The organism is Pseudotabrizicola sp., assembly GCF_030684215.1.
Lineage (GTDB): Bacteria > Pseudomonadota > Alphaproteobacteria > Rhodobacterales > Rhodobacteraceae > Pseudotabrizicola.
Window position 1 is genome coordinate 314610 of sequence record NZ_JAUXOV010000070.1, and the last position, 13887, is coordinate 328496.

A 13887-nucleotide genomic window follows, 5' to 3' on the forward strand; every position below is an offset into this window, starting at 1 on the left:
GCGCCATGACGGCGCCGCTCACCCTGCACGCGACGACGGTGGCCTTTGACGGGTGCGCGGTCCTGTTGACCGGGGCGTCGGGCCGGGGCAAATCATCGTTGGCACTGCAACTGATGGCTATCGGGGCGCAGCTTGTGGCCGATGATCAGACAGTGCTGAATTTGCAAAGTGGCCAGATCACCGCATCCTGTCCGCCGCCCCTTGCGGGGCTGATTGAAGCGCGCGGTCTCGGCTTGTTGAATGCGCCATACTTGCCCCAAGCGCGCTTGTGTCTTGTGGTCGATCTTGACCACACAGAAGCGGACCGTTTGCCCGATCACCGCCAGATCACGTTATTGGGACAGCGGCTTTCGCTTGTGTATGGCAATAATTCAGCCCATTTTCCTTCTTCGCTTAAATACTATGTTCTGTTTGGGCGCCGGGAATAACATGTTGGATACTGTGGAAGATCACACCACGCTTCATCGTCAGGATCATCAGGTGGTTCTGGTCACCGGGCCCTCGGGCGCCGGGCGCTCTACCGCGGTCAATGCGCTTGAGGATCTTGGCTACGAGGTGATCGACAATCTGCCGTTGTCTCTTGTCCCCCGCTTGGTCGAGGGGCCAGTCACTTCGCATCCCATTGCGCTTGGCCTCGATGTGCGCAACCGTGATTTCGCAGCCTCCAGTCTGATAGAGTTGATTGACCGCCTGACGCGTGATCCGCGCGTTAATCTGACCGTGCTTTACCTTGATTGTCAGCCCGCCGTTCTGGTCCAGCGCTACAGTGAAACCCGCCGCCGCCACCCACTTGCCCCCAGTGAAAGCCCGGAGCAAGGCATCGAGCGTGAGATTGATTTGCTCGCCCCCATAAAGGCCCGCGCAGATCATCTGATCGACACCACGGATTTGACCGTGCATGGCCTCAAGGCTGAAGTGACGCGCTGGTTTGGGCAGGGGCAAGGGCCGACGCTTGCGGTTTCGGTGCAAAGCTTCAGTTACAAACGCGGTGTGCCGCGCGGGGTCGACATGGTGTTCGACTGCCGCTTCTTACGCAATCCGCACTGGGAGCCTGCCTTGCAGGCGCTGAACGGCCGCGATTCGCAGGTGGTTGATCACATTCGAACCGACCCGCGATTTGACGAATTCATTCTGAGGATGAGTGAACTTATCGCGTTTCTACTCCCGGCCCATGTTGCCGAGGGGCGGTCCCATGTCAGCATTGCTTTTGGGTGTACCGGAGGGCAACACAGGTCTGTTGCCGTTGCGGAATTGATGGCTGATACCCTTGCGCAGAGCGGCTGGGCGGTGTCAAAACGACACCGGGAACTGGAGCGACGGGCAGCTGCCGATCTGGCAGGCACAATCCATCAGGCAACAAAGGCGGACGGCGTGTGATCGGAATCGTGATCGTGGCACATGGGGGCCTTGCGCGCGAATACCTCGCCGCGGTCGAGCATGTCGTGGGCCCGCAATCCGCAATGTGTGCAATCTCGATCGAGGACGATCACGACCGCGCCGGAAAACAGGCCGAGATTTGCAGGGCCGCAGACGCGGTTGATATGGGGGCGGGCGTGGTGGTGGTCACGGATATGTTTGGCGGATCGCCGTCAAATCTGTCGCTGATGGCGTGTTGTGGTCCAGACCGCCGGATCATCTACGGCGCAAACTTGCCGATGCTGATTAAGCTCACAAAATCGCGTGAGGTGCCTGTTGCTGAAGCCGTGGCCGCGGCGCTGGATGCGGGGCGCAAGTATATCAACAGCCTTGATCTGGGCGGAGGTGCCTGAAATTGGCTGACAAAACTCTGAATATCATTAATGAAAAGGGCCTGCACGCCCGCGCCAGCGCCAAGTTCGTCGAAGTGGTCGAAGCCCATGACGCACAGGCAGAGGTCAGCAAAGATGGCATGACGGTCTCGGGCGACTCGATCATGGGGCTTTTGATGTTGGCAGCCTCTCGTGGAACCTCTATTGAGATACGAACGACTGGGGCCGAGGCGGACCCTTTGGCAGAGGCGCTGTCTGTGCTGGTGAAAAATCGCTTCGGAGAAGATTACTGAGCCACAAAGTGGTGCAGAAAGGCCGACGGATCGTGACTGAGCATCCGCAAATCGACACAAGCATCAGCACTGGCGCTCAGGGCAAGTCGCCAGACCGGCCCTATGACATGCGCCGTCTGTCCTATGCTGGCAGCTTTTCCAACCCTGTGAAGGCCGGGGCAATCCGCGCTATCGAATGGGTTACTGCCAAAATCACTCTGTTGCGCCTGATCCGCGAATTTGAACGCGCGGGCGCACCCTTTGGTCCTCCTTTTTGGCCCAAGGCATTGCGCCATATGGGCATTCGGATTGACACGCCACCGGAAGAAGTCGCGCATATCCCGCCAGCTGGACCTGTTGTGGTGGTGTCAAACCATCCGCACGGCCTTGTCGATGGCATGATTCTTGCCGAAATCGTCAACCGGGTGCGGTCCGATTTCAAGATCCTGACCCGGTCTTTGCTGACCGGCATTCCTGAGGTCGAGCAGTTCATGATCCCGGTGCCGTTCCCCCATGAGGAAAACGCGCGCGAGGCTGGGTTGGTGATGCGCAACCTGACGATGGACCATCTGAAGCGCGGCGGCGTCATCATCCTGTTTCCGGCGGGCAAGGTTGCCATGTCGGAAGACTTTTTCGGGCCCGCGATTGAGGCGGAATGGAATGTGTTTACCCACAAAATGATTCAGCGGTCGGGGGCGACAATCGTTCCCGTGCATTTTACCGGGCAGAACAGCCGCTTGTTTCTGATTGCAAACAAGCTGTCAGACACACTGCGTCAGGGTCTGCTGCTGTATGAAATCAAACGCGCGCTGTTCAAATCGCAGCGCCCGTTCATTGGCGCGGCCATCCCTGCGACCGAGTTGCAGAAATGGGAAGGCAACCCTCGCGGCTTTCTGGCGTGGTTGCGTCAGCATACACTCGATCTGGGGCGTTAGCGGGTCGGGACCGGCGTTTCGCCGCGATAGTCGTAAAACCCACGCTGAGTTTTGCGCCCCAGCCATCCGGCTTCGACATATTTCGTCAAAAGCGGGCAGGGGCGGTATTTGGTATCGGCCAGCCCATCATGCAACACGTTCATGATGGCAAGACAGGTATCCAGCCCGATGAAATCGGCCAGTTCCAGTGGCCCCATTGGGTGATTGGCCCCCAGTTTCAGCGATTGATCAATCGACTGCACTGATCCGACGCCTTCATACAGCGTGTAGACTGCTTCGTTGATCATCGGCATCAGGATGCGGTTAACGATAAAAGCCGGGAAATCTTCAGCGCTCGCGGCGGTTTTGCCCAGTTTGCGCACAACTTCATGCATCGCGTCCCACGTTTCCTGATCTGTGGCGATACCCCGGATCAGCTCTACCAATTGCATCACCGGCACCGGGTTCATGAAGTGGAACCCCATGAACTTTTCAGGACGGTCAGTGCGGCTTGCCAACCGGGTGATAGAGATGGACGAGGTGTTGGACGTCAGGATCGTGTGCGGCTTCAAGTGCGGCAGCAGGTCTTCAAAGATCGCCTGTTTGACAGTCTCGCGCTCTGTCGCGGCTTCGATGATCATATCGGTGGGACCAACATCGGCAAGTGTCATGGTCGTCGTGATCCGGGCCATAGCAGCGGCCTTGTCTTCTGCGCTGACCTTGCCACGGCTGACCTGCCGTTCAATGTTGCGGTCGATGATGTCGATGGCATTTTTCAGTGCAGACTCGTTAACATCGGTGAGGATCACGTCATACCCGGCAAGGGCAAAGACATGCGCAATGCCATTCCCCATCTGCCCGGCCCCGACCACGCCCACGCTGCGAATGTCCATCTTTGGTTTCCTTCGTTGTCGTCGGCTCCAACCTTATGCGCGGGGCCGCGGCGGAGCAAGGGCGCTGCGTTGCGGCGCTGTTGGAGTCAGCCGATACGGCGGGATTTTTAGGCAAATTCGGCGTTTAGATATTTGGTAACGTGTATCGGCGACTCTGGCCACGGGTGTCTAAACTGTGGTGGGTGGAATGGCCTTTGCATATCCGGGCGATGGGTCGCTCGATTATTTTCCATGCCGATATGGCATGTCGCGCGTTGCCTTCAGGGGGCCGCGTCGTGATCTGTTACGCCCCTATGTGGCGGTGTTGGGGGGAACGGAAACCTATGGGAAATTTGTGCCGGACCCTTATCCGGCATTGGTCGAGGCGGCGACAGGTTTGCGGCTGATCAACCTTGGCGTGGTCAATGCCGGGCTTGACTTATATCTGAGAGATCCTGACGTGCTGGAAACAGCTGCGCGGGCACGTCTGGCGGTGGTGCAGGTCATGGGCGCACAGAATTTGACGAACCGCTTTTATGCGGTTCACCCCCGTCGCAATGACCGATTTTTATATGCGACACCGCTGTTGCGCAACATCTACCGCGAGGTGGATTTTACGGAGTTTAGCTTCACTCGGCACATGCTGCACACGCTGCACAGCGTATCGGTTGATCGGTTCGAAGTGCTGGTGGAAGAACTGCGCACGGCTTGGGTAACGCGGATGAAAGCACTGCTTGCATCGCTGCCATGCAAGACGGTCCTGCTTTGGGTCGCAAACAATCCGCCGCCGACGCCTGATCGGCAGTCTTATCTTATGGCTGACCCGATGTTTGTCGATTCAGAGATGATTCGGGCGCTGCGGTCAAGCGTGGCCCGCTACATCGAAATCGTGGCCTCAGCCGAGGCGCAGTCGCAAGGCACGGCGGGTATGGCTTTTGCCTATCTGGACGAGCCTGCGGCGCAAACCTTGCCAGGTCCCGCCGTTCATCGGCAGATTGCTAGTCAGTTGGGGCCAGAATTGGTGAACCTGCTGTAACGCGAACGGGCGCCCCACTGGGGCGCCCGACACATATGTGTGGACACTGATCTCAGAGCTTTTCAGTCAGCTCAGGCACGAGGGCGAACAGATCGCCCACTAGCCCGTAATCGGCCACCTGAAAGATCGGCGCTTCTTCGTCTTTGTTGATGGCGACGATAACCTTCGAATCCTTCATTCCCGCAAGGTGCTGAATCGCGCCGGAAATCCCGACAGCAACATATAGCTTTGGTGCCACAACCTTACCGGTCTGCCCCACTTGCCAGTCGTTCGGCGCATAGCCCGAATCGACCGCAGCACGCGACGCGCCCACGGCCGCGCCCAGCTTGTCCGCCAGACCTTCGATCAGTTTGAAATCGGCTTCCGATCCCACGCCGCGCCCGCCAGACACCACTATCCCGGCGCTTGTCAGGTCTGGCCGGTCGCTGGACGCCACCCTGTCTTCAACCCAGGATGACAACGTCTCGACCGGGCCGCTTACAGGCTCTATCGCAGCCAAGCCGCCCATGCCCACACCTGCAAAGTTGGCGGTGCGGATGGTCATCACCTTGGTCGCATCTGACGATTTGACCGTCTGGATCGCGTTTCCGGCATAGATCGGGCGCTCAAACGTGTCGGCGTCGACCACGGCGGTCACGTCCGACAGCACCATCACATCCAAGAGCGCGGCCACGCGGGGCATCACGTTTTTGCAAAACGCGGTCGAGGCCCCGGCGATGTGGCTGTAGCCACCCGCTAACGACACGATCAGTGCGGCAGTCGATTCTGCAAGGCCGTGGCAATAGGCGTGGTCGCCGGCAAACAGCACCTTAGCAACGCCGTCCAGCTTGGCGGCCTCGGCCGCAGCGGCGTCGCCGCCCTGACCCGCCACCAGCACATGCACGTCACCCAGCGACTGCACTGCAGATACCGTTTTGGCAACTGCATCAGTGGCAAGCTGCCCGTCATTCACATCGGCCAGAAGGAGAACAGCCATCAGATCACCCCCGCTTCGTCTTTGAGTTTTGCAATCAGTTCGTCGACCGAACCCACCTTGATCCCGGCCTTGCGGCCTGCGGGTTCAACGGTTTTCATCACCGACAGGCGCGGGGTTACATCCACGCCGTAATCGGCGGGGGTTTTGGCAGCCAAAGGTTTTGCCTTGGCCTTCATGATGTTGGGAAGCGATGCATAGCGCGGCTCGTTCAGGCGCAAATCGACTGTGACAATCGTTGGCATCTTCACCGAGATGGTCTGCAACCCGCCGTCCACTTCGCGCGTCACCTTTGCGGTGTCGCCGTCAATCACCAGTTCGCTGGCGAATGTGGCCTGCGACCAGCCCAGCAGCGCCGACAACATCTGCCCGGTGGCGTTCATGTCATTGTCGATGGCCTGCTTGCCACACAGCACCAGACCGGGTGCTTCTTCCTTGACCACAGCAGCGAGCAGCTTGGCCACGGCCAGCGGCTCTATGTCATTCTGCACGTTATCGGTCGCCTCGATCAGGATGGCGCGGTCCGCACCCATGGCAAGCGCGGTGCGCAGGGTTTCCTGGCTTTGCTTGACGCCGATCGACACCACGACGATCTCGGTCGCGATGCCCTTTTCCTTCAGCCGGATCGCCTCTTCGACGGCAATCTCGTCGAACGGGTTCATCGACATTTTCACATTGGCCAGATCGACACCGCTACCGTCCGCTTTCACGCGCACCTTCACGTTGTAGTCGATCACACGTTTGACAGGCACAAGCACCTTCATCGACGCAAATCTCCCATAAGTTCAAGCTCTCTGGTCTGGGTAACTAGCCCGTCTTGCCTGCCCATGACAGTGCAAAATCGACGCGGCACAGGGCGGGAACGCCACGTTTCGTACAGATCACCCGATCAAGCGCGAGTCAGGCCTGGCACCCAGAGCACGTCGGCCTTGCCATCGTCATTGGCGATCCGGCCGGCCACAAAGAACCAATCCGACAAACGGTTCAGATACTTGACTGCTTCGGTATTCACTTCTTCCAGCGTGCCCAGTTCCACCACCAGACGTTCTGCCCGGCGGCATACCGTGCGGCACAGGTGCAACTGCGCCGCCAAGGCGCTGCCACCTGGCAAGATAAAGCTGCGCAGCGGGGTCAGCCTTGCGTTATAGGCATCAATCTCGCGCTCCAGCCGCAGCACTTGGCTCTCGATCATGCGCAAGGGCGTGTAGGGCAGATCTTTGTCATTATGCATGTCGGGAGTGCAAAGATCGGCCCCCAGATCGAACAGATCGTTGGAAATCCGCGCCAGTGCCGCGTCCAGATCGGGGTCGGCATGCTGACGGGCAAGACCCACGGTCGCATTGGTTTCATCCACCGTGCCATAGGCCGACACGCGCAACGAATGTTTTGCCACCCGTGCCCCATTGCCCAGTGCAGTTTCCCCGGCATCTCCGGTCTTGGTGTAGATTTTCGACAGAACAACCATTGCTTAGCCCCCTTTGCTACGCAGGAAGGCGAAGCCGACAATCAAAAGTACCGCCAACGCCTGCGCCGCAATGCGGTATCGCATCAGGCGGTTGGCGTGTTTGCGGTTGAAATCGCCACCTTTGGCAAAGCCCCCGATCCCGATCATCAGAATGACCAGAACCCCAAGGCTGGCAAGAGCAGCAATAATGAACAGCGGATCGTTAAGCATGGGTATCCCCTTCCTGTGCGCATGACTTAGGCGGCAATCTCGCAAAAGCGAAGGCGAATTTTACACTATGCGCTTTACGCCGCAGGGATGCATCATCCCTTGGCGATAAGCCAGTCCAGCGTGCGCGTCGGCAAGATCCGGCGCAAGGCTCCCATCAGATAGGTCGGCGTGGTCACATAATAGCGCGCGCGGGGTTTGCGGCTTTCCAGCGCGTGAACCAGCTTTTTCGTCACGGATGCGGCGGGCAGTTCAAACCTGTCGGGGCCTCGGTCCTCATACAGCCGTTCACGCAGGCTGGCATATTCGGGCGCGCGGGCCGAGTTTTCCCAGTCGATCCACTTCTCGAAATGCGGGATCGCATTGGCGCGGATGCGGCTTGTGACCGGGCCGGGTTCAATCAGGCAAATGTGTATCCCGGTGCCCCGCATCTCGATCCGCAGAACATCGGTCAGCCCTTCCAAGGCGAATTTCGTCGCCACATAAGCTCCGCGCCATTTCATGCCGACCAGACCAAGCACGGACGAACAGTTCACGATCCGCCCATGCCCTTGCGCCCGCATGACCGGAATCACCCGGCACGTCAGATCCTGATAGCCGAACAGGTTGGTCTCGAAAATCTCACGCAAGGCGCCTCGCGGCAGATCCTCGACGGCACCGGGGCAGCCAAAGGCCCCGTTGTTATAAAGCGCATCAAGCGTGCCGCCCGTAGCCTCCAGCACCTGTGCCAATGCGTCGGCAATGCTAGATTCATCGGCGTAATCCAGTCTCGGGCTGTCAAACCCTTCGGCGATCAGGCGGTCACAATCAGCCTGCTGTCTGCAACTTGCAAACACTCGCCATCCCCGCGCCCGCAAACCCCGTGCGGCATCAAGGCCGATTCCCGACGAACAGCCGGTGATAAGCACACTGCGTTGCATAATAAGTCCTGCCTGCCCGTATTGTTTCATTATTGGATGAAATGCTCATCTTAGCGTCCACATTGTCGCCTTGGCGCCATGCTCAGATTGACATGCAGACGGGAATTCTTCAAGTTTTAGGAGTTGTGTATTTAAGGGTGTGCCGTCGTGGAAGTTATTGTTGTTCTTTTGGGCCTGCTTGGACTTTTGGGAGCTGGTTTTTCCACTTCGACCGAACCGGATGAGGAAGACTCTCCCGAAAGCATGTAGTCTGGCATCCTGTCGTGTCAGACGCACGCATAGCAGTCATTGTCCCGTTCTACGATGAGACGGCCTATATCGGGCTGGCGCTGAATTCTATCTTGGCGCAGGGCATTCCGAACACTGACATTATCGTGGTCAATGATAACCCCGAACAGTTCAGCGCAGATGCGTTTGCTCAGATGGGTGTGCCAAGCTTTGTTCGCGTTTTGCAGCATCCGAAGAACCTTGGCCTTTCCGCTGCCCGCAACACCGGCATAGTGGCGACAGAGGCGCGGCGCATCGCGTTTCTGGACGCGGATGACTACTATCTTGCCGAAGGCCTGGCCGCGCAACTGGCTTTTGCCGAACAAACCGGCGCCGATGTGACCCATGCCAATTGCTGCCTTAGCAACATCGGATCACCTGCTTTGACGCTGCTTGGGCGTGACAAGGCGCTGTTTGCCGATCAAAAGATTGGGGCAGGACTTAGGGGCGTGGAACATGCGCAGTTCATCACCTCGTCATGGTCCTCGATTTACCGCCGTGATTTCCTGACCGCGAGGGAATTGGGTTTTGATGAGGAACAGGTAAAATTCGAAGATCGGTTGTTCGTGCTGCAAACTGTTACGGCGGCAGAGCGAATCGCCTGTCTGGGCAAACCGGTCCGGGTCTGGCGTCGGCGCTCAGGTTCGATCTCGGTGACAAAGCCCGATTTGTTCATTCATCGGCTTCAGGTCCAATTGCTTGAAAAATGCATGGCCCACATGCGTGCCCATGGGGCGCAACCCGATGTGTTGCCTCGATTTTTGCGCCGTGAGGTGTTCAATACCGTGTCTCGTCTGATCTGGGATGTGGATCTGATGCCCTGTGTCGCCGCTGCGGATTCAGAGGCCGAAGGCTACGCTGATCTGGGCCAACGGATCACGGCTCTTTTGGGCGACGACCGGTTTGGCCAGCAGATTTTTGATGATCCCGTGGTAAAGCTGGTGTCACGGGTCGGAATGAACACGCGCAAAATGAACGTGCGGCGCGTGGATTTCTTCGACATCCACCGGCAATTGCGTGAAGGCGACTTTGCGGGCGCTGTGGCCACGGTGCAGGCGCGCAGGACGGTTCAGCCTGCGCCAGCGCGATTGTCTGGCGGGCGGTCTGGTACAATGGGCCGCCATCTGGTGCTGCACATCGGGATGCACAAGACGGGGTCCACTTTTCTGCAGGGCGCGCTTCTTGCGCGGCAAAACCGTCTGCGCACCGCCGGAGTGCTGTTTCCGAAAACCGGTCTTGCCGGCGATGATTTCTTTGCCGTGCGCAAAGGCGGGTTTCCCGGTCACCTTGGCTTGCTGGTTGCGGCGCGCAACAAGCAGGGTGAGATCTGGAACACGCTATCCCGCGAGATTGCGGGGGCGAAACCCAATACGGTCATCTTGTCGTGTGAAAACATGCTGGCGCCGATCACCGATGACCGGGACGCGCTGCTGAATGCGCTGTTTCATCGGCTGTCGGATTTCGACACCTGCCAAGTTGTCGCTTTTGCCCGCCGTCCTGATCGCTGGGCTGAGATGTTCTACCGCGAGTTGGTGTGCAACGGGCAGCGTCGCGGTGCCCGCAGTCTGTCCGAGTTTCTGGTGGACTTCGGTGACAACCTTACAGACTTTCCTGCCCTTTTCGCGCCCTTTGAGGCATTCTCGGGACGGCCGGTCATCTTGCTTGATCACGATAAACTGGTCCGCACCAATGGGCATTGGTCGGCGTTTTTGTCGGCGGCCGGATTGGGGGCGATGCCGCTCGCGTCACCTGACCTGCCGTCCGGCCAGTCCTATCCAACGCCAGACCGTGATCAGGTTGCCGCGGCACGTCTGCTGAACAGCATGCTGACATCGGAAGAGCAGCGCATGCTTGTGTTGCGGGGCTTTTTTGCCAGTCATTCGCCATCTGGCAACACGCAGTCAGCGCTCGCGCCCGTGCAACGGCTTGCGCTGGTTGATCGATTTGCGGAAACCTCGGCCACATGGGCCACCGCGCGCGGATATGCGCCGGACCTTGACGCCATCCGTGGTCAATTGGCCGCAGAGCCATGGCACGGACAAGAGGCGCTTTCCGGTGCCACGCTTGAGCGTCTCTTGCAGGCGCGGCTACAGGTCGAACGCCCGGCACAAGACGCGGGAAGCGCCCCTGCAAACCGGTTCGAACTGAGGGATCGCGGAAATGGTGGACTGACCATCCGCATCAGACCGCGCCCATGGCTGTCGCGTCTGATGGGATGGGTCACGAACTAGGTCGTTTGGCCCCGTCTCGCAGAGGGGTCAGGGAGTGTCGCCCAGAAAAGACATCGACATGAACCCATCAACGCCGTCGCCTTCCAGACGCACACGCGCCCAGCCGTTGGCTTCGACCCAGACCACAGTAACGGCTTCACCACGGGTCAGGCGACCCACCACAGCGTTATTCGTGGACGGGCCAGATCGCACGTTAACGGATCGGCCCTGAACATATTTCACGTCAGCCGGACTGTTAGGCGTATTGGCCGCCGTGGGTTGCATTGGCTGGCTTACAATCGGTTGGGCAGGTGCGAAAACAACCTGCACAATATCGGCGTTTACAGCGGGCAGAACCGGACCACTGTCTGCGGCGCGTGTTGCAGGTTCATCAATCACCACGGACGCAGCAGGCGCTGCCGCCATCTGCATGGCTTCACGCTCTGCCTCCATGAGTCCAAAGCGAAGCTGACCACGATCTTGCCCTCCGATTTGAAGGGTGAGGAAAAGGCCTGCACTCAGCAGCAGCAGAAGACGGATCATTTGGACACCTGATTCACCATTACGACGTTGCGTTTATCATAATCCAAAAACGGAGTTAGGGGAAAAACGTTCCACACCTCCCCGGCGATTTTGTAAAAATTTCGGTCTGGACCGACAGCGTCCCGCGCATTACACCACATCCATGTCAGACAACACCGATCCCCCCAAGATAGAGCCTATCGAAGTGGCCGAACCCCTGTCGCGCGCCATTGGTGAGCGGTATCTGACCTATGCGCTGTCGACGATCATGCACCGTGCGTTGCCCGACGCCCGTGATGGGCTAAAGCCGGTTCATCGCCGTATTCTCTATGCCATGCGCGAATTGCGGTTGTCGGCTACAAGTGCTTTCCGCAAATCCGCCAAGATTGCGGGCGACGTGATGGGCAACTATCACCCGCATGGCGACGCCGCGATTTATGATGCGATGGCCCGTCTGGCGCAGGATTTCAACGTGCGCTACCCGCTGGTGGACGGGCAGGGCAACTTTGGCAACATCGACGGCGATAACCCGGCCGCGAGCCGCTATACCGAGGCCCGTCTGACGGCAATTGCCGAAACCCTGATGGAGGGGCTGACCGAAAACGCGGTCGACTATCGCCCTAACTACGATGGCACGCTGGACGAGCCTGTCGTAATGCCCGCCGCCTTCCCGAACCTGCTGGCCAATGGTTCCAGCGGCATCGCGGTTGGCATGGCCACCAATATCCCGCCGCACAATCTGGATGAGCTTATCCAAGGTTGCCACGCCATGCTGCGCAACCCCGAGATCACTACTTCGGAACTGGTCGATCTGATTCCCGGCCCAGATTTCCCGACAGGTGGCGTGATGGTAGAGCCGCGCTCCGTGATCCTTGACGCCTACGAGTCGGGCCGTGGGTCATTCCGCACCCGCGCCAAGTGGGAAATCGAGGATCTGGGTCGCGGCACATGGCAGATCGTCGTGACCGAAATCCCATATCAGGTCGCCAAATCCAAGCTGATCGAAAAGCTGGCTGAACTCATCCAGACCAAGAAAATCCCGCTGCTGGCCGATGTGCGCGACGAATCGACCGAAGATGTCCGGATCGTGCTGGAGCCTCGCGCCAAAACGGTGGAGCCCGACGTGCTGATGGGCACCCTGTTCCGTAACTCCGATCTGGAAACCCGGTTCAGCCTGAACATGAACGTGCTGATCGACGGCAAGGTGCCAAAGGTTTGCAGCCTGAAAGAGGTGTTGAAAGCTTTTCTCGATCACCGCCGCAACGTGCTGCGCCGCCGGTCTGAACACCGATTGGAAAAGATCGACCACCGGCTTGAAATTCTCGAAGGTTTTATCATCACCTTCCTGAACCTTGACCGGGTCATCGATATCATCCGCTATGACGCCGAGCCAAAGACAGCCCTGATGCGCGAAGACTGGGGTAAGCCGCATGCCCGCGCGATGTCGGAAAAGGATTATATCTCGCCTGCGCCGGGTGAGGGCGAGCTGACAGAAGTGCAGGCTGAAGCCATCCTCAACATGCGCTTGCGGTCTTTGCGCAAGCTGGAAGAGATGGAGCTGATCGCCGAACGTGACGCGCTGATGAAAGAGCGCGCGGGGCTGGCTGACCTGTTGGAAAGCGACCGTCTGCAATGGAAGCAGATCGGGGTGGAACTGGAGGCGATCCGCAAGCAGTTTGGCAAAGGCACCAAGCTGGGCGACCGCCGCACGGCATTCGCCGAGGCAGGCGTAATCGAAGATGTGCCCTATGAGGCGATGATCGAACGCGAGCCCATCACTGTGATCTGCTCTAAAATGGGCTGGATCCGGGCGATGAAGGGCCATGTCGATCTGACCGCCGAGCAGAAATTCAAAGACGGTGATGGCCCGCGCTTTGCCTTCCATGCCGAGACGACGGACAAAATACTGCTCATAGCCGCCAATGGCCGCTTCTACACGCTGATCGGTGCCAACCTGCCCGGTGGGCGCGGCATGGGCGAACCGGTGCGGCTGATGGTCGATCTGCCCAATGATGCAGAAATTGTTTATCTGACCGTGTTCCAGACGGGTCAGAAACTTCTTGTGGCTTCTACTGCCGGAGATGGCTTTATCGTGCCGTCCGAGGAAGTTCTTGCCCAGACCCGCACCGGCAAACAGGTGCTGACCGTGCGCGAAGGCGTCACCACTGCCGTGGTCACGGTGGCGCGCGGCGACCATGTCGCTGTGGTCGGCGAAAATCGCAAGGTGCTGGTGTTCCCGCTGGCTGAGTTGCCGGAAATGGCGCGCGGCAAAGGTGTGCGGTTGCAAAAATACAAGGATGGCGGCTTGTCAGATGCCATCACCTTTTCGCTTGCCGATGGGCTTGCGTGGAAGGATCCTGCAGGCCGCACGCGCACGGAAAGTGATCTTGGCGAATGGCTTGGCCCCCGTGCCGGGGCGGGCAAGATGGCGCCGCGCGGCTTCCCTCGCGACAACAAGTTTACCTGACCTGCGGCTCATCG

15 protein-coding genes are annotated in these 13887 nt (G+C 58.9%); 8 read left to right on the top strand and 7 right to left on the bottom strand.

The window, feature by feature from the left end; all coding sequences use genetic code 11:
• Positions 1-5 precede the first annotated feature (5 nt).
• From Q8K08_RS15680 to Q8K08_RS15700, 5 genes are read left to right on the top strand one after another with little or no spacing between them, the layout of a single operon-like run.
• A complete protein-coding gene (locus Q8K08_RS15680) occupies positions 6-428 on the top strand; it encodes an HPr kinase/phosphorylase (protein ID WP_304801002.1) in 423 nt (140 codons plus the stop codon).
• A gap of 1 nt (position 429) precedes the next feature.
• Entirely contained in the window at positions 430-1377 is a 948-nt protein-coding gene (gene rapZ / locus Q8K08_RS15685) for an RNase adapter RapZ (protein WP_304801000.1), read from the top strand.
• Positions 1374-1769: a PTS sugar transporter subunit IIA gene (locus Q8K08_RS15690; RefSeq protein ID WP_304800997.1), complete on the top strand. Its 396-nt coding sequence runs from the start codon at positions 1374-1376 to the stop codon at positions 1767-1769. Before rapZ ends, Q8K08_RS15690 begins: the two co-directional genes overlap by 4 nt.
• A 2-nt stretch (positions 1770-1771) precedes the next feature.
• Positions 1772-2041, top strand: coding sequence for an HPr family phosphocarrier protein (locus Q8K08_RS15695; protein ID WP_304800995.1), 270 nt, complete (start codon positions 1772-1774; stop codon positions 2039-2041).
• A gap of 32 nt (positions 2042-2073) precedes the next feature.
• Entirely contained in the window at positions 2074-2955 is an 882-nt protein-coding gene (locus Q8K08_RS15700; RefSeq protein WP_304800993.1) for a lysophospholipid acyltransferase family protein, read from the top strand.
• Here Q8K08_RS15700 and Q8K08_RS15705 read toward each other — a convergent pair.
• Positions 2952-3827, bottom strand: coding sequence for a 3-hydroxybutyryl-CoA dehydrogenase (locus Q8K08_RS15705; RefSeq protein WP_304800991.1), 876 nt, complete (start codon positions 3825-3827; stop codon positions 2952-2954). The two genes, Q8K08_RS15700 and Q8K08_RS15705, sit on opposite strands and share 4 nt — an antisense overlap.
• Before the next feature lie 187 nt (positions 3828-4014).
• Here Q8K08_RS15705 and Q8K08_RS15710 point away from each other — a divergent pair, with 187 nt between their 5' ends.
• Positions 4015-4842 (top strand): DUF6473 family protein, encoded by an 828-nt coding sequence (locus tag Q8K08_RS15710; protein ID WP_304800989.1) that lies wholly within the window; start codon positions 4015-4017, stop codon positions 4840-4842.
• A gap of 52 nt (positions 4843-4894) precedes the next feature.
• On the opposite strand, the gene Q8K08_RS15715 is transcribed toward Q8K08_RS15710, so the two are convergent.
• The 5 genes from Q8K08_RS15715 to Q8K08_RS15735 all read right to left on the bottom strand — a co-directional run bounded on the left by Q8K08_RS15715 (position 4895) and on the right by Q8K08_RS15735 (position 8407).
• Positions 4895-5818, bottom strand: a complete 924-nt coding sequence (locus tag Q8K08_RS15715; RefSeq protein WP_305250666.1) for an electron transfer flavoprotein subunit alpha/FixB family protein — start codon at positions 5816-5818, stop codon at positions 4895-4897.
• Positions 5818-6579: an electron transfer flavoprotein subunit beta/FixA family protein gene (locus Q8K08_RS15720; protein ID WP_304800985.1), complete on the bottom strand. Its 762-nt coding sequence runs from the start codon at positions 6577-6579 to the stop codon at positions 5818-5820. The genes Q8K08_RS15715 and Q8K08_RS15720 overlap by 1 nt, the downstream gene beginning before the upstream one ends.
• Positions 6580-6704: 125 nt before the next feature.
• Positions 6705-7280, bottom strand: coding sequence for a cob(I)yrinic acid a,c-diamide adenosyltransferase (locus tag Q8K08_RS15725; RefSeq protein WP_304800984.1), 576 nt, complete (start codon positions 7278-7280; stop codon positions 6705-6707).
• 3 nt (positions 7281-7283) lie between these two features.
• Positions 7284-7490, bottom strand: a complete 207-nt coding sequence (locus tag Q8K08_RS15730; protein WP_304800981.1) for a twin transmembrane helix small protein — start codon at positions 7488-7490, stop codon at positions 7284-7286.
• 92 nt (positions 7491-7582) lie between these two features.
• The gene (locus tag Q8K08_RS15735) at positions 7583-8407 is read right to left on the bottom strand and encodes an SDR family NAD(P)-dependent oxidoreductase (RefSeq protein WP_370654140.1); all 825 of its coding nucleotides are present in this window, start codon (positions 8405-8407) and stop codon (positions 7583-7585) included.
• 263 nt (positions 8408-8670) lie between these two features.
• Between Q8K08_RS15735 and Q8K08_RS15740 the strand changes: the two genes are divergently transcribed.
• On the top strand, positions 8671-10905 hold the full coding sequence (locus tag Q8K08_RS15740) for a glycosyltransferase family 2 protein (protein ID WP_305250670.1): 2235 nt from the start codon (positions 8671-8673) through the stop codon (positions 10903-10905).
• Between the two features lie 27 nt (positions 10906-10932).
• Here the strand turns inward: Q8K08_RS15740 and Q8K08_RS15745 are convergent, their stop codons facing one another.
• Complete coding sequence (locus Q8K08_RS15745; RefSeq protein WP_304797547.1) at positions 10933-11427, bottom strand: SH3 domain-containing protein; 495 nt, start codon at positions 11425-11427, stop codon at positions 10933-10935.
• 142 nt (positions 11428-11569) lie between these two features.
• On the opposite strand from Q8K08_RS15745, the gene Q8K08_RS15750 reads away from it, so the two are divergent.
• Positions 11570-13873, top strand: coding sequence for a DNA topoisomerase IV subunit A (locus Q8K08_RS15750; RefSeq protein ID WP_305250671.1), 2304 nt, complete (start codon positions 11570-11572; stop codon positions 13871-13873).
• Positions 13874-13887 lie beyond the last annotated feature (14 nt).